This is a genomic window from Sinorhizobium sp. 8-89 (genome assembly GCF_030124325.1).
Lineage (GTDB): Bacteria > Pseudomonadota > Alphaproteobacteria > Rhizobiales > Rhizobiaceae > Sinorhizobium.
Map to the genome: position 1 here is coordinate 397819 of NZ_JASKLR010000002.1, position 20547 is coordinate 418365.

Below are 20547 nucleotides of genomic sequence, written 5' to 3' on the forward strand. Positions count from 1 at the left end.
GCTAGTCTCAGCACCAGACTCTATGTAAAAAGCCCTTCTCCGTCGACAAGAAGTGGTTATTTACACGCACATCTGCCTTCGGAACAATATATATGACTGCCTCATAACCAATGACGTTGGGGAGCGTATATACGTGGAGGACCGAATAAGAGACTATTATGAGATATATGAGCACGTAAAAAGTTTTCGACATCCCGTCCCCCACTGTACATGGCCGTTACACAGCACACGAAAGCACCCCACTGCTTGCCTCGTCGGTTGCGGTATGGCAGGGCTTCTCCCTCCCATTCTCGTTCCTGTGCTTGTCACAGGAATGCAGCCGGCCCACGAAAGACTCTTCCGCGCCGCCGACTTCGGCCGTTGCTCAGCACAGAGAAGAAGGCAAAAAAGGCATCAGCCAACCCGTTGCGCGACTGCTGTACTGCGCGTCTGCTTATGCGGAAAGCCAGCGAACGAACGCTGCCGATAGGCCACCAATAAGGAACCAAAGCAGGGCAGTCCGACCCCTTGGACAACCTTAAGCCAAAGTACTGCAAACCATAATGAGCCGACAACAAAAGGACAAAAATTACGATACCAACAACAACCGAAGACATAGATGTGCTCGACTCCTGGACGGGGGTGCCGGTTCCGACGCGACGCACGGGACGGCGAACTCTCCTCGACTCGCTTTCTCGCTGATGACGCCCCGTGTCGCGAGGATAGGCAACGTTCGACTAGTTGCAACGGGTACTTGCTTTCGCATCGCGGCACACGTGCAGAAAAGGCGCGGGAACGAGATCCCGGGACTCACCTGCCCGTCAACGGCGGAACCGGGAGGGTGAAGGACGGTCGTCGCCGAGATAGTCACCGGTGAAGTCGCCCATCGGGTTGAGGTTTTGGTAGTTCCTTGGCCCGCCGCGCCCAGCCTTTTCCCAGATCGCTCGGCCAGCGGCGCTACCGCCGTCTACCAATACACCGCTCCCGACACTGATCGCGGCGTCGAGGTTCTTGCTATCCTTTGCGAATCCCAGCGCCTTGGCGGCTTTTCCGAACGGCTTCGCCACGTAGTGGGTAGCAAGCGCCTCTGCAGCCGCTTGTTCCGCGCCCCGACGCACGTTTTCCGGCGTCCAGCCATTTTCGATGCCCCCCATCACACCGCCCGCTCCGACGTCCAGGGCGATGCCCGCCGCCGGCGGAATAAAGCGCTCCTTGACGAAGGCTCCGGAGAGTCCTCCGGCTGTCGTAGCGTGGGGGTGATCCCGCTGGGCTTCCTGTCTGAATGCCTTTATTTCCTGGTAGTTGGCTGCGGCATCCGTGGCGTTCGCCAGTGCGTCCGCGTAGGCGGCAGCCTGTTCGCCCGTCCAGGTGGCCAGCTCTCCTGCTGGGCCAAGGCCCTCCACGAATCCCGTTCCAAAGGCGTAAGCTGGACGCGCGACGATCCCCTTAAACCCTCCTCTCGCCTCGGCCCTCCTGAGAACAGCCTCGCGCATGCGCATCATCTCTTCTCTTTCTCTCTCCATCTGCTTGATGCGCTCTACGACCAGAGGGTTCTGGCGCTGCGCCGCGCGCCTCTTTTCTTCCTCCGCCGCCTGCTTCTCGGATAGCCGCAGTGCATCCGCCAATGTCAGCCCATTGGTCAAAGTTCTGTAGTTCACTTGCATTTCCCTTCTTTGGCGGCAGCCAGCCACGCATCGACGGTGGCTGTCGACGGGCTGCTCACGGAGTGTCGTCGCCATGGCCAGAGTGGCTGGCTGGCGCTTTCGATGTCTTGATTTCTGAAGCGAAATGTTTCGGGTCTCCGGAGCGGTCGCCCTACTTCCGCCTCTTCCCCGCCGAAAAAAGCCGGCCATAATCCACCCGGCGCATGCCGTCCGGCCCGCGCAGCACCGCATCTGGCCGGCTCTTTTCCACCTCCTGCGCCAGCACGCCGATATGCTTCTGCCCGGAGGCAGGCTCGCCGTTGTAGCGGAACTCGTAAAGGTTGTGCCCCTTGAGCCTGCCGACCTTCTCGATGTTCTTCTTGGCGCGGCGGTCAGACTTCGGAAGGAAGCTCAGGAGGGAATCGAGCAGGTTGCCGCCCGCCTGCTGCCGGGCGTTGTAGGACGCCATCTGGTTCTGGTAGTTCTGTTGCACCAGCCCGGCATAGTCGACCGGCTGGATCGACTGCCCCTGCGTCGGCACGAAGTTCGGGTTCGTCACCTGCGCGCCGGACAAGAGCGCCGAGATCTCGTTGATCGGCTGGTTGCGCTGCGCATATTGCTCGTTGAGATAGTTGGAGCGCGCGGTGTTCTGCGCGTTGATTCGTGCCTGTTCGGCGTTGAAGCTCTGGTCCTTGAGCGCATTGTTGGCCGCCGCCGCAGACTGGCTGTTCTGGTGCATCTGCTGCCTGGCGTTGTTGCCGAAGTCGGCGGTCTGCAACGCCTGGCCGTAGGCCTGCGCCTGAGCTGAATTCTCGAAGCTCGCCTTCTGATTGGCGAGGTTGGCAAGCCGCGTCTGTTCCTGGCCGGCGTTCAGCACGGCCGCGATGCGGGCGTCGTTGGACGTCCGGTTCGCCTCGTCGATCGCCCGGTTATAGGCCTCCGACCCCGGCTGCAGGCCCTGGTTCGCAAGCCGTGTTTCCAGCGCCGCCCGGTCACGCTCCAACTGCGGGTTGAGTCGCGCCATCAGCGCATTCTCGTATTTCGACGTGTCGAAATCCGTCTCGTAGCTGCGGTTAATGTTGCCGGCATTGGCGACCGAGGTTGTTAGCTCCGGCCCGCCCGAAAACTGCTGGTATTGCGGGAGTTGGAGCTTCGAAGGGTCGCCGCCGGCCGGGGCCTTCGAAATGTCCATCGGCTTGCCGAGCAGGTCGTTCAGCCGGCTGGATTGCGACGTGGCGAGCGTTGCGAGATTGAGGTTCGCCGCATCGTTCTGATCCTTGATCTTCTGCTGCATCTCCGAGAGCTTCTGCGTCGCCGTCGCCACGGGCAGATCGTAGACGTTCCCGCTCAGGGGATCGGTCCATTTCTGCGTCGTATAGCTGTAGGTGAGGCTGCCGTCCGGCGTCACCTGGTTGACATTGCCCATGTAGCCGTTGGCAACCGCCGTGCCGACATTGGTCGCGGTCTGCGCCGCCGCCGTCGCCTTCGGATCCGGGGGAGTGGGCGCTTTCGATTTTCCCATAGAGCACCTATCGTTGATTGACGGGATGCGCCCGCCAGTCGTTGTCTGTCAGGGTGAAGATGATTTCCGCCTCCTCCCGCCCGCGAAGGCGGGGAATGCAGTGGCTCGTGAACCCGAAGCGCCGGGCGATTCCGACCATGCCGGCGTTCTCCTCCGAGACGCGCAGCACCGCCATCTGGCAGCCGATCTCGTCGAAGGGATAACCGAACATGGCCTTCAGCACGGGCCGCGTCAGCCAGCGTTTGCTGGTGGCGGCGGCCGAAAGCTCGATGACGCCCGCTTCGGGCGAATAGTTGTGGTAGACGACGCCGGCGACGAGCCAGCCCTCATCCGTCACGCCGAGCGTGGTGAAGTCGGCAAAGCCGCGTCCGCAGCCGTCGATATGAGCGGCGACGAAGCCGGCGATCGCGTCGTTGTTCGCAGGGTCGCCTGCCCCGCCCCAGATGATGTTCACGCGCTCGCCTCCCCGGCCGAGACCTGCAGCGTGGCGAGGTCCACCTCGATGTCGAGTTTCACCGCGCCGCCGGAGGTAATGACGCAGCCTACCGCCAGCATGTCGCCGCTCGCGCACACGTTCTGGCGAAAGTCGTGGCGAAGCATCTCCGACACGCCGTCCCAGCGCGCCACGTCCCAAAGGCCGACGTCCCATTCCGGCGAGGCCATGTCGCCTTCCGTCACCCGGTCGAAGGGCGGCGCGGTGCGGTCGAAATCGGCGCGGGCGAAGAGCTGTATCTTGGGCCGGCTCTTGGCGCGGAAATACATGTGTGCCATCGTCGCCGCCGTCCGCTGGCCGAATTGTCCGGCCGGCGTGAACTGCGAGAGATAGGTGGCGGCAAAGGTGAGCCCGTCGTCGGTGCCGCCGGTGTCGCCCTGCCATGAATAGCCTTCGCGCGAGCCGAAGAAGAGCCCCCCCTGCAGCGTCTCGAAGCAATTGGCCCGCCAGTTGCTGATCGTCGCCCAGCGCCCGCTCAAGACATTCAAGACGAATGTCCTGTCGCTGACCACGCTGTTGTCCGGAAAGGCAACGAAGACCAGGTTCTGCTCGGCCCAGGGTTTCAGCGTCCAGCCGGACCCGGTGGCATTCGCCGCCTGCCGCCAGTCGTCCTCGATCGGTCGCGAGACCGAAACCTGGCTCAGCGCCTGCCGGTCGCGCTGAAACACCTGCGACATCGGCGTCAGCCCGTCCGAGGTCGCGATCAGCACATCGCCGCCGACGCGAAGCCAGGCGTTCTTCCCGAGCGGCTTGCCGATCTGGTAGACGCCCTTCAGCGCGAAATCGCTGGCGCTCGACGGGTCGGAGCCGGCATAGACCGCGATCTCCCCTTCGGTCGAAACGAAGACGCAGAGATCGGAGAGCCCGTCGCCGCTTTCGAGCGACCAGGAAAAGCCTGTGATGAGCGATCCGCCCTTCTTCATCACCCCGCCGAGCGGAAACACGGCCGCCGCGCCGCCAATGGCGTTCACCGGCAGGTAGTAGGCGTCGAGCGTCGCGTTCTTCAGGAAGAATTCGCGGTTCTTGAACAGCCAGCCGTAGTTGAGCTGAGCCATGGTCGTCGCGTCCGGAAACGTGATCGTCGGCGTCGTCGTCCAGGTGGTGCCATCATAGATGCGGCGCGTGTCGGCGCCGTTCAGGCAGACGAGAAACGAGCCGCCGGCGGTCGTGTGCTGGAAGGCGCACCAGTCGCCGCCGGAAAGCCCGCTCACGGCCGCTGCCGTCGTTGCCGGCGGGGCGGCCGGTGCCGTCATGTTGTAGATCGCGCTCGCGGTCGCCATGAACAATTTTTCGTTGCTGCCGAACTTGTATTTGAAGGCGCTGCGGATCGCGCCGCCGTCGGCCGCAAGCCCGACCTTGCGTGAGCCGCCGCGGATCTTGCAGCCGGCAAGCGTTGGCAGGAAATTCGTAAGCACGGTCGCCGAGCCCGGTGTCTGCGACGCCATGTCGGCGGTGGTGACGAGACCCTGTTTCGGCGCCGGAAAGATCACCGATTGCGAGGTCTGCGGCCGGCCGATGCTCGCCTGCCCGCGGTTGGTCTGCGGCAGGCGCCCGGGGCGGACTCTCATCATGCGAACTTCCGTCATGATGTCCCCCTGTCCGCATTGATCTCATGCAGGAGATCCGCCTCGAATTCGGCAAGGTTATCCTCGAAGGAGAGGCCCTTCTGCCGCTTCCAGCGCCAGATCAGCCCTTTCTTCAGCAGCCGCTCGGGAAAGAGTGTCGTATCGTCGTCCGCCCGGAACGTATCGCGCTCCTCGTAAGGATCGCCGAGCACCCAGTTCTTCGAGAAATAGTCGATCGTCGCGCCGGCGGCGGAAGCGGCCGGCGAGAAGAGCATCGTCTTGCCGCTAAGGTGGCAATAAGGTTCGACGGAAGCGACGCCGGCGATGACGGCCCATTGCGCTCCGTTGGTGACCCGCCGGAAGAAGCGGCCGTCCGCCGCCCGCACCGGCCCTCCGGGTGCCAGCCGCTGGTAGTCTGCAGGCAGGAGTTCCGGCGAAGCGGAGACGGCATGCGTTTTCAGCATCCGCTTCCAGTCGGCGCGCCGGGCGATCTCGGCGCCCGCCTCCTCGGCCAGCGCCACCATCGTCTGCGCGTTCGGATCGTTCGTCCCGTAGACGCTGTCGAAGCGGTCGAGCGAGACGATGTCCGAAACTTCGTTGATTACGGTCAGAAGCGTCATGGCGTCAGCCCTCCGATGACGATTTCGGCATTGCCCCAGCGTAAGCGCTCGTCGGCAAGCCCAAGCCCGGCCATCGCCTGGCGCTTCAGTGCCTCGGCCGCCCCCGCCTTGGCGGCATCGCGCTCCCAGATGGCGACTTCCTCGACGAGCGCGTAAAGGTACACGTCCGGCGCCTTTTCGATCAGCCAGTTGCTTGGTGCTTCGGCCGTCAGCGGGGGGATTTTCGCATAATAGGTCAGGTGAATGTCCTCGGCTCCCTTCGGCCGCACCTTGATGGCGTTGCCGATGCTCGCATAACCGAGCCGCGGATCGCCTGTTTCGTGACTGCCAAGCTCCTGCAACGGCAGCGCCCGCAAGGCCCGGCCGTCGCCGGCAAGCACCTGCCGCGCCTCCAGGAAATCCGCCGGCAGGCCGCCCTCGCCCTCGGTCAGCGGCACCGTCGCCGTCTTCTCCATGTCGGCAACGCGCATCACGCGGTCGAGCTTGAGCTCGGCCATCACGAGGAAGCGCGGAAATAGATGGGCAATGTCGTCGCGGCCGGAATAGTCGCCAGCGTCGACGAGGAGCGACGCATAGTCGGATATGGTCATAGATGTCCCTCGAAGCTGCGCCAGGCGCGGTTGTCGCCGTCGTTGAGCCACCGCTTCACATAGCGGTCGTCCCCTTCGGAATGCGCCCTGACCAGGTTTTCGGAATGCGCCAGGTTGAGCGGGATCGAGGCGACCTTGGTCCATTCGCCGAAAGCGTTGCCGGCGGTGGCATGGCGGGTGAATTCGTTCTGGCGGACGAGGTTTTCGGCCGGATAGTCCGTCCGCCAATGGGTCTTGTTGCCGTCCTCCATCACCCAGACGGAGCGGCCAGTCTGAAAATCATAATCGAAGAGCTTCCATTGACCGTCGCGGATCACCATGGTCACTCTCCCGGCAGCGGATCGGCCCGCTCGGCCTTGCCGTTGGCGATCAGCGCCTTGGCCTCCCCGAGGCTCACGGATACGACGGTTCCAGCCGGCGTCCGCTCTCCGTCGTTGAGCCAGACGTCATAGGTCAGCCGGACAGGCACCGGCTTCTTTGTTTCGGACATTGTCTTCTCCAATGAAAAAGGCGGCTCCGAAGAACCGCCTTGCTAACGATGTTTCGATATGCACGCTCAATATCGCCAGGGCTTGCCATCAGAGTCCGGGCGGGCCGCCGGGACCGGCGTTCGCCACGGTGGATAGTCGTAAGGGATGTCGTTCTGGTAGTCCGGGAGCTTCATTGCGCTTTTCGCTGCCGCCTGCCGTTTCCGCAGTTGCAGCTTCCTGTCGTTGGGACGCAAATACCCTCGGGCCAGCAGTTCAGTTGCCTCATCAACATTCCGGGTCGCATAAAAGTCGGTGAGTGCCGTGCGCTCTTCACCATTGTCGAATTCGTCACCTTTCTTGAATTCGTGCTCCAGGAAGCCATAGTTGGCTTCGTAGGAGTGTGGATCCAAGCCTCGCTCCTTCGCCCATTCGAAGAAGTCTTTCTTCCGTTGACCGTCCCACTGCGCATAGCCGAATGCGTTTTCATCCACGCGTCCGTTTTGCCAAAGATTGCCAAAGGTTCGCCCGAAGCCGCCGCTCTCGTGGTCGGAATTTCCGACGATGGCGGCAACCTGCTCCTCGCTCATCTTCAGCTTTTGCTGAAGATCTCGCTTCAGACGGGCGGCGATATTGTCCGACAATACGTCGGTCGCCTTCAACTTCTGGAAATGATCGGCCGGCAGTTGCGCCGCAGGCCTGCCGAATTTGGTCGTTTCTGTCAGCGCCCCCCGGTAGTCCATCGGCGCCCTCGGCATGGGCTCGATGAGCCGGCTATGATCCGGCGCGAAGGGGCGCAGGCCACCATTCCCCGGATCGTCAATTTCGGTCATTCGCCTCTGGTCAACGGTCGGACGATCTTCAAAAACCTCCATCGCGTCGCGCATCGAATAGCTCTGCACTGGGAAGCCCATCCAGTTCAGGCTTCTTTCGGCATTCATTAGCTTTCGCTTGGTCATTCGTTCACCTTAGCAATTAGATTGAAACGATGAATCCCGAGCAGGCGCCGACGGCCGGTCCGGACGTCTCAGGACCTGAGACGTCGCAGGCTGCGCCTCCACAACTTTCGAAGGGATCCGTTGGCTGATCGGAGAAAATCCGGGTTCCAGGAAAACTCTCGGCTGCGATTGCGGCTTCGCACCATCAAATGCATGTCGCCGAACGTGCGCCGCAATTTCGGGACAACGACCTGCATGCAAGCAAAGACTCAAAGCGCGTCGCATGGCTCGTATTGAATGCGATGCGCTTCAGAATTCACTGATTTACCTTGCCTCCGTCAGGAACAAATCGGAGGGCTCAGGCAGCGCCGCTGTAAAATCATCCGAGTTGACTGAACAGAACAAGAATCCTCTCTCCTGGGAAGCTACATCGCCGATAAAGAAGTACTGTGAAGGCGCGTAGCCTGTTTCCTCTGTCGGCAGATCCAGCATCCATCCCTTTCCGTCCACATATCCGCTTCCGGTGCGCCGCCCGATGGCGTGCCAAAGTCGGGCCGCCCACTCTGCCGTTTCAAATCCCCACGAAATTTTTTCCTTGCCCCCCGATCGATCAACCCTTTGGACATAGGCGGTGAGATCGAGCCCCCACGCGTGCACGATCGATTCAAACGTTACCCGCGTTTCAATCGGCTCGTTCCTCTTGCCCCATCGAGATATGCGGCTGATTTGCACCGCTCCGAAGGCCTCTTGTTCGGCCTTTAAAAAATTGAAGAATTCCGGCGTGCAGGAAAGCAGCGCCTTCATCAGCCGGTCGGCGTCGGCAAGCGGCAGCGGCCGCAGTTCGGGTGCTCCAAACAGTTCCGTGATGTCAGGGAGCGGGAAACCTCCCATTTCATCTGCAAAATAGCACTCCAAATTGGACTGCCCCTCGGGAGTATCCATTTCTGAAACTACAAAGTCCGGTGACAGGCGACCGCCTTTTATCGCCTCTTTGCCGCTCCAGCCGAAATACGATCGCATCTCCTCGAACGGGATCCCCAGCCGTGACTCGAGCGCTTGGACAACTTTGTCGAGGGGCGCGGCAACTCGAAGCTGCAAATGATACGAGGTCGGCGCCTCGCCTTCGCGAACAGAGTACCTCTGGGAATATCCGATGATCGGAAAACCAGCGATCGCGATCGGCTTGGCGAAAATCGCCATTTGCTCGTAATCGTTTTCCCGCGGACGGTGCGGCGAGTTGCTCTCGCCTTCATCGAAATCGATCCTTACCGGCCCCAGCGCCGCCCTTTCCTCCTTCAGTACCGAGAAAAACTCCGGTTTGCACGAAAGCAGCGCATCAAGCAGCCGGTCCGGCGCGGCAAGTGCCGGTGCGGCGAAATTGAGTGCGATGAAAGCGACCAGAGCCGCGATGAAACTCCTGAACAAGATTGCTCCTCTCGACGCAAAAGAATTCAACCACTTGTTTCCGCGCTCGTTATCGCCCGTGCCCTGACCGGCAGGAAACGCGTGAGACATCATTTGCGCGGCCGCTATCGCCAGTGTGCCGATGCCGTCTTCTAGATCGGATGGCCCCAAGAACGCGCATCCGCCCGGCCCCTCTTTGCCATCAGCGGCTTCACAGTCCATCGCGCAGCCCGTTTCTTTGTAGAACAAAAAGAGAACACACGCAAGAGTCGCGCGGAAGTATTCATAGCCGGACAAGGAGCGAGGCGCCGGCATGGCACTCATGGCGCCCATCGTGTCGGCGGTGGCGCCGCCCTGCACATTTGTTATCTTCGGCAATTCCAACGTCTCAATCGGGGGAGCCACTTCGCCCCGATGCCATCGTCGCCGCTTACCGCGCGAGATCGGAGAGCGTCTTCCCCGCTGAAGCAACGAACGCCTCCAGCCTTCGAAGGAAATTCGTTGCCAAGCCTTGGGACAGGAACAGATCGAAGCCGTCTGGCAACTCTTCCACCGCGCCGGTCTCTCCGGCGCGCTGGCAATAAAGGCTCGTTCCCGGTAGAGGCCTGCCGCCGGGCGGGCTGATCACGACCGTTCGGCCCGGCGAGTTTTCGATCCGGCGCCGAGAGTCGCCGTACTCGCTGAATTTTTCCTTCCCCGGCCGGCGCGCTTCGATTGCCCTTGCGACCTCGGCTGGTTCCTCTGTCGCGTGAAAACCCCAGCTTGCGCCGGTTGCATCCGTCTGCTGCAGATAACCGGTAAGGTGGAGTCCGTAAGCCTCAACCGGCTCGCGGAACCTGACGAAGGTTACGCGCGGCTCTTCGGGGTCAAAGAGATTGTGTGGGACAGGCTGAATTTCCGCACGTCGGAAAGCCGCCTTCTCTTCCTGGAGTATCTTGAAGAAGCCCATGTCGCAGGCAAGCAAAGCATCCAGGACCTTGTTTGGATCCTCCGGCGGCATGGCGCACTCCGGCGCTACGTCTCCGCTTCTTTCACAGATGCCGCCCCGGCTCATGTCCTCGTACGAGTAAGGATCGATCGTGGCGAGAACCAGTGCGTCAAGTGCGACCAGCAAACCAAGGGCGGCAAGAAAAAGATAAAAGATGCCCAGAAGCCAGTCTCGCATGCCTTCTCCATACTTCTGCGTGCAGAGTGACAATCAAGCCACAACTATTCCTTCTCCTAGAACGTTTCGTGAACACGCGCAACATGAGGAGAAGAAAATATTCGCAACCGGGGTCCTGGTGTATGTCGTGGAGCGGCATGGCGGCAACGAGACGCGTGAAAGCACCACCCCAAGAGCTCGTCATGCGGATCCGTCACACGGCGGACTTTTAGTCCCCCCACGTGGAAATCATCTGCTTCAGGCTTCCGCGCCCAGGAAAGAGCCGGCTCCAGAAGCCTTCCGCCTTCAACGTGGCCTTTGATTGCCAATCGTCGGAATTTGCCTGCATCCGCTGCAAGTCGCGTTTTTCATGAAGAGCCTCCAAGGGAGGCAAGCCACGAGGGGGCGGCCCCGACCACGCCGGGCGCTCGGTCGCGTCCGCATAGTTCCGGAGACGCGGATTCGGTGTTATGTCGCTGATCGACCGAGTAAGTTCGCCGTTCCTCCGCGCATAATCGACTAACTCCAGAACCTCTGCTTCATCTAGGTCATGGTCCTTGGCGTATCTTCCTATTTGTCGGCCGATATCATTGTTCCATTCGTCCCGAAGATGATCCTTTGTGTTGTCCACGCCTTTACGCCGATCGGAACGCCAGGATTCCCATTCGCGGCCCGTCCCGAGAACCCGAGCCACACCCGGGAAATTCTCACGCTCGATCATCACGCTGACATAGGCATGGGCATTTGCATTCCTGATGCCTCGAACCGAGCGCAAGCTCTGCGGCGTGTAATGTCCGAGCTCAGGATATTTCCTGTTGTTGAAGGTTTCTATGTCCTTCTCATGTTTAGCAAGATTTACGGAATCAGTGATGTCGGAATTTTTCCCGAAGCTTATCGAGAGGATTAGGCAATGAAGTTCTCCTCGGAAGGTTAGTGTTGCGGTCGCGAAGCCCTCGGCTGCCCGGCCCGGCTCTGCCGCATTGCTGACAAAGGGCGAGCCGAAGCCCGCCCCTCGCCTGACCCCGTCCTCAGTTCGTCTCGCTCAACCCGAAGAGATCGGCCGCAACCCCAAGGCCCTTTTCGTTATGCACCTTCAGCGCGCCCTCGCCGATGATGACGCCCTTGTCGGCGTCGCCGGTCTTGGCGACGTCGCGGTCCTCCTGGATCTGGCGCAGCCACAGGAAGGAGAGCATGTCGGTGTCGATGAAGAAGGCGTTGCGGGCGAGCCCGGCGCTCACCGCCTGCACCCGGTTCGGATGGATCATCACCGTGCCGAACGGGCCCTCATAATAGTCCGCCGTCGCGACGATGGTGTTGCGCTCGCCGCCCTGCGATACCGCGTAGCGGAACGGCGCGACATTGCTGTCCGACATGAAGGTGACGAAGACGGATTTGACATAGGGCGAAACCGAGACATGGCGGAAGTTCGCGCCGTTCTGGTAGCCCTGCTGCATCACCGTATCGAGGATCGCCTTGGTGAACGAGCGCTGCGTGCCGTCGGTCGGCGCCACCGTCAGGCCGGTGGCTGCATTGAACCCGCCATTGGCGCCGCCGGCGCCGCGCGAGACGTTGGAGGTGAGCCAGGTGCTGAGCGAGCCGAACTCGCGGGTGGCGCCGCTGACGGACGCATTGGTATCGGCGATCGCGAATTCCAGGTCCTTGCGGATCTCGACGCCCTTCTTCAGCTTCTGGTACTTGCGCTTCTGCACATTGCCGGCCTCCGCCGTCACCTCCTGCGTGGCGGAGATGATCCAGTCCTTGCGCATGATCTGGGTGTAGTTGCCAAGCCGCGTCGGCGGGGTGATCGCGCCGAAGGCGTATTCCTCGCCTTCCTCGCGAATGTTGGCGCCCGGCGCGGCCAGTTCGTCCGTCTCCCATTCCGGGTGATAGGTGGTGCACTTGCCCTTTTCGATCAGCGAGTAGATCGGCGTATCTTCCGGCGTGATGCGCGACACGACGTCGGAAAGCTCCTCGCGGTTGCCGACGGCCTGGGTGGTCTGGAAGGTATTGGTGAGAACTGCCATTTTCTGGTCCTTCTGTGAAAATGAGATCGGCCGCCCGCGCGCGGAGTTCACGCGGGAAGACCTCGATGTTGTTGAAATGATCGGATTCGGTCCGACTTGCCCCCTCTCCCTGCACGCGGGGAGAATTTGGGCGGGGCACCGCCACGCATCTCCTTCGCCACGCAAGCGGGGAGAAGGTGGCCGGCAGGCCGGATGAGGGGTGTGCAAAACACCCGCGGGCGGCGCTACTCGAAATCGACCGCCATGGCGTCGCGGATCGAGCCGCTCCTTGCCAGCCGCCGCATCGCCTCGCGGCTTTGGCGCTGGTGGCGCTGCGCCTGGTTTCTCGCCTTTATGCGCGGCGCCGCGGCGGGTGCCGCGGCCACCTTCTGCAAGGCCTTCGTCCGCGAGCGTTCGGCGATGAGGCCAAGCCGCGCGTAGTGCGCCAGCTTGAAAAGCCGATGGTCGACAGCCTCGCGCACCTCCTCGTCGGAGAATCCGAGCTCGCGCGCCGTCTCGAAGGCATCGGCGAAGAAGGCCTGCCGCCCCTCGTCGTGTCCCGTCTCCGGGAAGGCTTCGAGAAGCCTGGCGTTTTCCGCCTCCAGCCTCTCCTCGTTCGCCGCGGCCTGAAGTTCGGCCGTGACGCTTGCCGGCTCATCGCCAAGCGCCATCACCTGGGAGAGCTGTTCCAGCCCCGCCTGGTGCAGCGCCCATTGCCGCTGATAGGCTTGCGGATCGTAGAGCCTCAGGTCCTCCGGCGGCTCGTCCGGGATCTGGCCGGCGATGAGTTCGGCAACGGCGTTGGCGGTGGCCGCGACGCGGCTGCTCATCGTTTCCAGCGCCCGGCGCCCGTTGGCGAGGTCCTGGGTCTTGTGGCGGTAGTCGCGGTCGCGCATGTAGCCGAGCTTCAGTTCCTCGAGCGGAACCTGCTCGCCGCCCTTGAGCGTCACGATCAGATCCTCGGCTTCGTTGGCCGGCTCCTCGTCATCGAGGTCCGGCTCGTCGCCCTGGGTGTCAGGATCGTCATCCTCATCGGCGTATTCCGTGGTCGTTGCGCCCCACGCCTCTTCACCCTCGTCGTCCGGATTGGCCTCGTGCAGCTCCCGGAAATCGAGGTCGTCGAAACTTGCGGGCTCGAGCGAGCCGTCAACGGTTTTGCTCCCGCCGAAAGGCAGGTTGGCACTATCGTTCATCATGGAATGACCTTTCAAAGCATTTTCAGGCGAAGTGGGATTCGCCCAGGAAGATGCGGCAAAGAGAGAGACTTTCGGCGAAACGGCAGACGTGACTTAGCAAAAATCTTCATATGATTCAAACAGATACATCGGCTTCCTCAATCAAACCGACAACGAAACCGCCCGGCGAAGGAAGGCTCGTCTCGGGCGCCCGCGTCAGGCCGGCGCGCTCGTTCCTTCGGCGCCGGCCTGCTCCGCCAGGAACCTGAGCTTGCCGCGGAAATTCCGGATCGCCCGCCCCTCCGCCGCAAAGGCCGCGCGCGTCTCATGGTCTGTACTCTTCGCATTGATGCAGCCGTTGATCGCCGCCGCTTCCAGTTCGTCCATCAATCGGTCGAACAGCGGATTGTCTATGAGCGCGCGCGCCGCGGCCGTCCTTTCCTCTGGTTTCATGTCACCTTGTCTCCCTTGGAGTACTAAACGGCCATCCGGGCCGTTGCGTGAAAAAATCGCCACTAAGGCAGCGCATCATCACGTGAGGCGAAGCCCTGCAGCCGCAACACATCAAGTCCACCCTCGTCGCGAGTTCCGAGAAATGGAAAGAAGTGTGTTTGGAACATGAAAAAAATCCGGCCTCGCATTCGACGTTATCATCAGTTCCATCCTTAACATTCTCGACCTTCTCAGCTGCGATTTTATCCTGCATCGGACAGCGCGCATCATCGTGCCGCTGGTCAGTTTCGGCAGAGTCGACGTCGAGAAGATCTATTCGGCAGACACTGGTTTCAGCTGGCTAGGCCTGAAGCGTCTTCCACCCGGTCGCTTCCTTCTCAATTCCACGATGAGCATGTTTGCGGGAGCGGTCTTCTGGCTGCTTTGCCTTGTCGCCTATCTGAGCTTCACGCGCGGGGCCTAATCTCGGCAACACAGTGTCGGCCGCATGGCCTACATTCGATCATTCCATTTGCGTTGGGCGTCGCGCAGGGAAACGCTGCCGGGAAACAGCTTATCCCAAATGCGGCCCTCTCCCGTGCGAACCTAGGCGGAAGTTTGTGCCCGCGCCGCTTTGCCAAACAGCAAGGCCGACAGGAGCCACAGCGCGGCGAAGAACCCGGCCAGAACGATGCTCGCTCCCGTGGAGCCTAATCCGCCGATCAGCGCGATGACGGCGACCGAAGCCTGAGTGAGCGCCATCGCGATCAACGCGCGCACCATCCCACGTGGCTGAAAACGCGCGACGACGGCGCCGATGAGCCCGACGGCAAGCACTCCGCCATACATCAGATTGGCAGGGTTATCCTCGGTTCCGATGATGCCGACGGCAAGGTTTATCCATATGAGAAGGAATGCTGCCGCGAGCGCTATGCCGACGGCAGCCCGGTACTCCCTGTTGCTCGTCATTTTCGCCGCCAACTCCCAGGCCGCGCAAGCACCGAACAGCATCGTGCCGAAGACAGTGAAATCGGTCACATCCCAGGTCACTTCATCGGTGAACTGCATTGCCAACAAAGGCAGCAGCAACAGGAGCACTGCGATTGCCCAGGGCGTCATCCTCCAGAAGCGCCCGCGCCGTCCGCCATCGATTTCCGTCTTCCCTGCCATTGCCATACCTCGGTGACCGAGCGGATGAGATGAGCCGTCTCCAAGGAACCCAAGGGGTAGCTGAACCGTCGGTCCATTTTTCCGATGAAATGCACCGCTATATTCACGCCCGGTTTGGACGGCGGTCAAGACGGCAGCCGACGCCGGCACCATCATCCGCCTATTTGCCCGCCCGCTTGCTGCACTGGACCTTTTGCTTCACGCAGGCGATCTGCGGCGTCGAGCATTCGGCCGCGCCGTTCACCACCGCACAGAAAGAACATTGGTCGTTGAACTCCAGGCAATCCGGATTGGCCGCCATGAAATCCTTCAGGCTGTCGTCCTGCGTTTGCGTCGTTCCTGTCGTCGTCCCGATCTCGGCCGAAAGCGCGGCCGCGGCACTGGCAACGGCAAACGCAAATGAAAGGGCGAACTTACGGACGGCATGTCTCATTGCATCCCCTTTCGCGGCGCCGACGATCTTGCCGCCCGCAGTCAACCCAACAGATTGCGGATCGCCCGCATGAAGACGCGGGCGCCGATGCCGATCAGAGCGTCGGGAAAATCATAATCCGGATTGTGCAGCCGCGGATGGTTTTCGCCGGCGCCGAGGAAAAACATCGCCGAGGGCGCCACGCGGCCGAAGAGGCCGAAATCCTCCGATGCCTTCATCGGCAGCGCGCCCGCGCCCCGATCATGGCTGACGCCTTCCTCGTCGAGCGCCCGCCTGAGTTCGCCGACCGCCGGCGCCGCATTGCTGCACTGGTGGAATACGTCCTCGTAACCGATCGCCGCCTTGAGCTTCGCCGCCTCGGCCTCCTTGCGGACGAGAACCTCAGCGGCCGACACCAGCGCCGCCATCCTCTCGTCCGTCAGCGTGCGCAGCGTCGCCCAGATCTCGGCGTAGCCGGGGCTGATGCCGAAGGCCTCCTCGCCAAGCTTGGCATGTGTCACGGTCACCAGCGTGAAATTCTCGCCGAGCGCCCCGCCAGCACCAAGCCCGGTCAAGCCACTGAGGAGTCTTGCGAGCGCAAAGGTCGGTGCGATCCCGTCTTCGGGCGACGAGGCGTGCGCCGTCCTGCCGGAAAGCGCGATCTTCATGCCGCGCGAGGCGCAGTTGACCGGCCCCTCGTTGAGCGCCACATGGCCAAGCGGCAGGCCGGGAAAATTGTGCAGCGAGAACACGAAGTCGGGTCTCAGCGCAGAAAACTTCGGGTCGGCGAGCACCGCCGCCGCTCCTGCCCCGTTTTCCTCGGCCGGCTGGAACAAGAGGATCGCCCGTCCGCGCGCCGGCCGCAAGCGGTCGAGCCCCTTCGCCAACGCCATCAGGATCGCCATATGCCCGTCATGCCCGCAGAGGTGCCCCTTGCCGATAACCTCCGAGCGGTGCGGCAGGTCGGAAACCTCCTCGATCGGCAGCCCGTCGAGTTCGGCGCGGATCATCACCGTCGGCCCCTCGCCGGACCCGCGGTAGATCGCCGCCACGCCATGCCCGCCAAGCCCGATGACGATCTCGTCTGCGCCGGTTTCCTTCAGCGCCAGTTCGACGACCCTCGCCGTCTCCGCTTCCTGGCCCGAAAGCTCGGGCCGGCGATGCAGCAAGCGCCGGAACGCCGTGATCTTATCCATCTCGCCGTCGCTCAGAAACATGCTTCAACTCCTCGAATGCACCCACCGCCAATGACGAAGGCCTCCGCCGAAATGCCGCCACAGCTGCATGGGCTACAGCCACTCCGCCCTCGCCTCCTCGCCGAAGTTACACAGCGTAAACATTGCGATCGCGTGTTTGATACCGCAAGTAGTCCTCTGGCGACACCCCCAGACCAGTGAGCACCCGCCCGCTTCCCATCTTCCGGTTCATAGAGCTCGCGGCCGGGTCATAGAGAAACCGTCCTTCTGGATCACCGTTATCGAGAATGATGCAAAGGCCGCCATGGGTATTGTCACTGAGTAAAGGCAGACCCGTCGCGTTCGTGTTGGAAACCACGTACGTCGCGACCACCTGCGTGCCGTTGTCGCGTTTGCGCGGGCGCGGCCTCGCTACGTTCGGCGAGAAACTGCCCGCTCCTGGCCGAAGCCGCGCAGCTCCAAAGCGGAGGTTGCGGTCGGTACGACAGCCGCCTACTCAAAGTGGATAATAATCACGCCGCGACAGGCGGACGAAGCAGACCCTCGGCCGGAATTTCACCTGCAAGCTGGTCAATGACATGACCAACTTCATGACCGGGAATCTTGCCCGCTTGCGCCTCCGAAAGATCATTTGCAATCAATATTTCGGTTGGCTCGCCGGTGTATCTGTTGAAGCTCGTTCCTGCATCGCCTCGTAGTATTCTCGGCGCAACTGCCGTAGCACTGCTGCCAGTTGTTGCCGCTGTGATGGCGTTAAGTTCCGTTGTCGAGAGGGCTTTTTCGCCATGTCCCACCATGTTTCGCCCTGCGATAAATCGCGCTCTAAGTGGCCGTCCCTCGATATCGAACAACAATCTACCTGTTTCATCCGCAGAGGCTCCATTCGGATAATCCGCCTCAAACGGCCGAAGCGGCTTATCCTGCGGATCCTAAAGATTTGCCGTTCGGCTTGCAAGCAACCGGCCTGACTGTTTCTGCGCGTATCCTGTTGATTCTAAGGCAAAAACCTGTGCCGAACCATCAAACGGAAAGTCGGAGAGGCCGCGCCGCCCTGCCGAGATGTCGCCCGTTCGCTGAACGGCTCTTTTAAGTGTTTTGGCGCCCTTGCCGAGCGCTGAAACCGCACCGCCGGGAACGGCTCCCACAGCATCCCATGCTGCGCCGCTATAGTTGCCGAGTTTGTAGTTCCGGTAAGCCTCCTCGGCGCTGAAGACCGCGCCCGCCGGCGTGAAATCGACAGGAGAGACGAAGTCGCTGGTAGCAGGAGTGGCATTGCCCATGAGCCGCTCGACACGTGTTCGGGTGGCGAGTGATGGCTTTTCGCCAAAGAAGCCAAGGGCCCAGTCTGTCGCGGTGTCGCGCCACGTTGGATGATAGGTCGTCCATACCGCGGAAGGCACCTGCTCTTCACGAAAATCCCTGAGCTCAAGCGGCGTTGCCGCCGCCCGCCCCGGCGACCAGGATGATATCGCCCCGCCCGGATGGTAAGCCAGTCCCTTGGTCTTCTTCATCATCCCGGCATCCCTCCAATGTGCGCCGCCGCCAGCGGCTCGCCGCCAACTATCTCCGCAGCATTCTGCTGTCGTTTCAGGTTCAGTTCGGCGTCGATCTGGTAGCGTTTCAGGACCCCCTTCTGCTGGATCTCGGCAAGCTTCAGTTCGCGCTCGATCTCCAGCTTCCGCCGCTCGTTTTCCGCCGAAAGCCGCGCCCTCTCGGCATCGGCCTGTGCTCGCATTTGTAGCTTCTGCATCTCCGGGTTCGGCTGGCCGGCGCTCGCCTGCATCCGCCGCTGGATCTCCTCCGGTGAAGGCTTGGTGAAGTAGAGATCCGGCGATTTCAGTCCCGCCGCCTCCACCGATTTGGCGATGCCGTTGTAGAGGTTGTCCGGTGAGACGTAAGGATTGTCCGGGCCCAGCGTCATCAAGAGCTTCTCCTGAAGCTGCTGGATCATCTGGATCATCATCATGTCGCGCTCGCGCGTGCCGGCGCCGAGCCCGGTATTGACCGTCGCGTCCATCTCAGCGTTCCAGTGGCGCGGGTCGAAGCTCACCCACTGCCCACGCAGCCGCACGGTTCGCGGCCGGTCCTGATGCTTGATGACGAGCCGTAAGAGCCCCTTGAACACGCGCCGCAAACCTTGCGCAAAGGTGCGTACCATCAGCTCCGTCTGGCCGATCCCTGCCTGCTCTATCAGCGCCGTTGCCCGCGCCGTCATGTTCTGAAGCGCGTCCGGCGCAAGCCCGCTCGACGCATCGGAAATGCCGGTGCGGTCCGTCGCCTCCTGGTCGAGATAGGAGAGCATCGCGAAGGACTCTTTCGCGACGAAGGGCACCATGGTGTAGCCGAGCGCCGCACGGGCATCGATGCCCTGGCTGACGCGGATCGGCTGACCGAATTTCGGGTTGAGCACGGCTTCCGGATTGGCAATCGCCCCTTCCTGGACGATCGGCTGCTGGTTGTTCTGCCAGTAGAGATTGTCGAGCGTCTGGCGCATCAGCACGGTCTTCACCCGCTGGATTTCCGCCATGTCGTCGGTGACCGAGCCGCCCTCACGCTGGTGCGGGCGCCGCTCGACGATCAAATCTGCAAACGGCACCTCGTCCCATTCGTCGTTCGAAAGCAGGTTCTCCGCGCCGGTGCCGCCGGCAAAGACGAGCCGTCGCAGTTCCGCAATGCCGTCGTCGTCCGCGTCCAGCTTCACGTAGAGCTCGTAATAATCCACCTCCTCCAGCGCCTTCGGCACCGCATCATGCGCCGCGAAGGAATCCCGCCTCCGGGCGAATTCCTCGTCGTCGCGGCCGCCGTCGCCGGTCGAGGCCGGCAGGTTCTCGATAACCTCGCGGTCATGCCCCATCGCGATGAGATCCGAGCGGCGCATGCGCGTGGCAATGCCGGTGATCGGGCTCTCCTCGATCGATACCGCATCCGGATGGATCAGGAATTCTTCCAGCGGCACCGCCGCCAGCCGCGGCGAGCCGCGCTCCAGCTTGCGGCGGATCTTCAGGCTGTAGCTCGGCTGCTCGATCACACCCTCAAGTGTCTGGATCTTCTCGATCGTCTGCGACTGCTCCAGCACCTCCACCGCGTCGTCGCCGACGAGCTGCACCAAGGCCGCCTCGTCGAGCCCCGTATGGGTGGAGACCGCGACCGACACCTTGTTCTCGTACCACCAGCGGATGACGCCGTTGCGGAGCTTCAAGGCGTCGTGCGCCGCGTCCTGCACGGCGTCGTAGCCGTCGCTTTCGGGAAAGACAATGTAGTTGATGTAGTCGGTCGCCTGGCTCGCCGCCGCCTCGTCGCCCTCGTTGACGGGCGCGTATTCCACCACCTTGTCGTTGCCGAGAATGGTGCGGATCAGCGACGGCAGCACCTTCTTGATCGCCGCGCGGCAATCACGCGAAACCACTTTCGAGCGGTTGGCATCCGCCGGCACATCCCTCATCGTGCCGTCGTAATATTCCATCGCCTTGATGCGATCGACCGCAAGCGTGTCGCGATAGTCTTCGCAGTCCTTCACCAGTTGGCCGACCAGTGCGGCCAGGCGTTCATCGGTCATTGCAGCCATCGGAGAACCTTTCGGGCGGTGGGATTTCAATTTGTATTGTGATGGTGCGCCCGCGTGAGGCGCTTCGTCTCGGCGCGCGAGGCGTGGAGGAGGTCGTCGCGTTTTTTGATCGGATCGCCGGCTAAACCCATGCCCACGGCCCTGGCCATGCCTAAGAACTGAAGCATGGCGGATTACTGCGGAGTCAGGATCCGCTGCTTCAACGAAACAATGACATGGTCCATGCCCC

General features: G+C 61.9%; 20 protein-coding genes. All 20 read right to left on the reverse strand.

Features of this window, described 5'->3' with window-relative positions; all coding sequences use genetic code 11:
• Nucleotides 1-800: 800 nt before the first annotated feature.
• The 20 genes from QN219_RS06380 to QN219_RS06475 all read right to left on the reverse strand — a co-directional run bounded on the left by QN219_RS06380 (nucleotide 801) and on the right by QN219_RS06475 (nucleotide 20318).
• A complete protein-coding gene (locus QN219_RS06380) occupies nucleotides 801-1637 on the reverse strand; it encodes a hypothetical protein (RefSeq protein ID WP_283998743.1) in 837 nt (278 codons plus the stop codon).
• A gap of 157 nt (nucleotides 1638-1794) precedes the next feature.
• Nucleotides 1795-3144, reverse strand: coding sequence for a tail fiber domain-containing protein (locus QN219_RS06385; protein WP_283998744.1), 1350 nt, complete (start codon nucleotides 3142-3144; stop codon nucleotides 1795-1797).
• A 7-nt stretch (nucleotides 3145-3151) separates the two neighbouring features.
• Entirely contained in the window at nucleotides 3152-3598 is a 447-nt protein-coding gene (locus QN219_RS06390; RefSeq protein WP_283998745.1) for a GNAT family N-acetyltransferase, read from the reverse strand.
• Nucleotides 3595-5205: a hypothetical protein gene (locus tag QN219_RS06395; RefSeq protein ID WP_283998926.1), complete on the reverse strand. Its 1611-nt coding sequence runs from the start codon at nucleotides 5203-5205 to the stop codon at nucleotides 3595-3597. The genes QN219_RS06390 and QN219_RS06395 overlap by 4 nt, the downstream gene beginning before the upstream one ends.
• 14 nt (nucleotides 5206-5219) lie before the next feature.
• Nucleotides 5220-5822 carry a hypothetical protein gene (locus QN219_RS06400; protein WP_283998746.1) on the reverse strand — a complete coding sequence of 201 codons (603 nt, stop codon included), beginning with the start codon at nucleotides 5820-5822 and terminating at the stop codon, nucleotides 5220-5222.
• Entirely contained in the window at nucleotides 5819-6412 is a 594-nt protein-coding gene (locus QN219_RS06405) for a hypothetical protein (protein ID WP_283998747.1), read from the reverse strand. Before QN219_RS06405 ends, QN219_RS06400 begins: the two co-directional genes overlap by 4 nt.
• The gene (locus QN219_RS06410) at nucleotides 6409-6732 is read right to left on the reverse strand and encodes a hypothetical protein (protein ID WP_283998748.1); all 324 of its coding nucleotides are present in this window, start codon (nucleotides 6730-6732) and stop codon (nucleotides 6409-6411) included. The genes QN219_RS06405 and QN219_RS06410 overlap by 4 nt, the downstream gene beginning before the upstream one ends.
• A gap of 2 nt (nucleotides 6733-6734) precedes the next feature.
• Nucleotides 6735-6902: a hypothetical protein gene (locus tag QN219_RS06415; protein ID WP_283998749.1), complete on the reverse strand. Its 168-nt coding sequence runs from the start codon at nucleotides 6900-6902 to the stop codon at nucleotides 6735-6737.
• Nucleotides 6903-6968: 66 nt separating this feature from the next.
• Nucleotides 6969-7766, reverse strand: a complete 798-nt coding sequence (locus QN219_RS06420; protein ID WP_283998750.1) for a phage tail tip lysozyme — start codon at nucleotides 7764-7766, stop codon at nucleotides 6969-6971.
• Nucleotides 7767-8141: 375 nt separating this feature from the next.
• Nucleotides 8142-9605: a hypothetical protein gene (locus QN219_RS06425; protein WP_283998751.1), complete on the reverse strand. Its 1464-nt coding sequence runs from the start codon at nucleotides 9603-9605 to the stop codon at nucleotides 8142-8144.
• Between the two features lie 46 nt (nucleotides 9606-9651).
• A complete protein-coding gene (locus tag QN219_RS06430) occupies nucleotides 9652-10386 on the reverse strand; it encodes a hypothetical protein (RefSeq protein ID WP_283998752.1) in 735 nt (244 codons plus the stop codon).
• Between the two features lie 1007 nt (nucleotides 10387-11393).
• Entirely contained in the window at nucleotides 11394-12389 is a 996-nt protein-coding gene (locus QN219_RS06435) for a DUF5309 domain-containing protein (protein ID WP_283998753.1), read from the reverse strand.
• A gap of 224 nt (nucleotides 12390-12613) precedes the next feature.
• The gene (locus QN219_RS06440) at nucleotides 12614-13564 is read right to left on the reverse strand and encodes a hypothetical protein (RefSeq protein WP_283998754.1); all 951 of its coding nucleotides are present in this window, start codon (nucleotides 13562-13564) and stop codon (nucleotides 12614-12616) included.
• 195 nt (nucleotides 13565-13759) lie between these two features.
• Nucleotides 13760-13996 carry a hypothetical protein gene (locus tag QN219_RS06445; protein WP_283998755.1) on the reverse strand — a complete coding sequence of 79 codons (237 nt, stop codon included), beginning with the start codon at nucleotides 13994-13996 and terminating at the stop codon, nucleotides 13760-13762.
• Between the two features lie 585 nt (nucleotides 13997-14581).
• Entirely contained in the window at nucleotides 14582-15151 is a 570-nt protein-coding gene (locus tag QN219_RS06450) for a hypothetical protein (protein WP_283998756.1), read from the reverse strand.
• A gap of 154 nt (nucleotides 15152-15305) precedes the next feature.
• On the reverse strand, nucleotides 15306-15578 hold the full coding sequence (locus QN219_RS06455) for a hypothetical protein (RefSeq protein WP_283998757.1): 273 nt from the start codon (nucleotides 15576-15578) through the stop codon (nucleotides 15306-15308).
• 41 nt (nucleotides 15579-15619) lie between these two features.
• Nucleotides 15620-16774, reverse strand: coding sequence for an amidohydrolase (locus QN219_RS06460; RefSeq protein ID WP_283998758.1), 1155 nt, complete (start codon nucleotides 16772-16774; stop codon nucleotides 15620-15622).
• Nucleotides 16775-17265: 491 nt separating this feature from the next.
• A complete protein-coding gene (locus tag QN219_RS06465; RefSeq protein WP_283998759.1) occupies nucleotides 17266-17607 on the reverse strand; it encodes a hypothetical protein in 342 nt (113 codons plus the stop codon).
• 75 nt (nucleotides 17608-17682) lie between these two features.
• Nucleotides 17683-18267, reverse strand: a complete 585-nt coding sequence (locus tag QN219_RS06470; RefSeq protein WP_283998760.1) for a hypothetical protein — start codon at nucleotides 18265-18267, stop codon at nucleotides 17683-17685.
• Nucleotides 18264-20318, reverse strand: coding sequence for a phage portal protein (locus QN219_RS06475; RefSeq protein WP_283998761.1), 2055 nt, complete (start codon nucleotides 20316-20318; stop codon nucleotides 18264-18266). The genes QN219_RS06470 and QN219_RS06475 overlap by 4 nt, the downstream gene beginning before the upstream one ends.
• Nucleotides 20319-20547 lie beyond the last annotated feature (229 nt).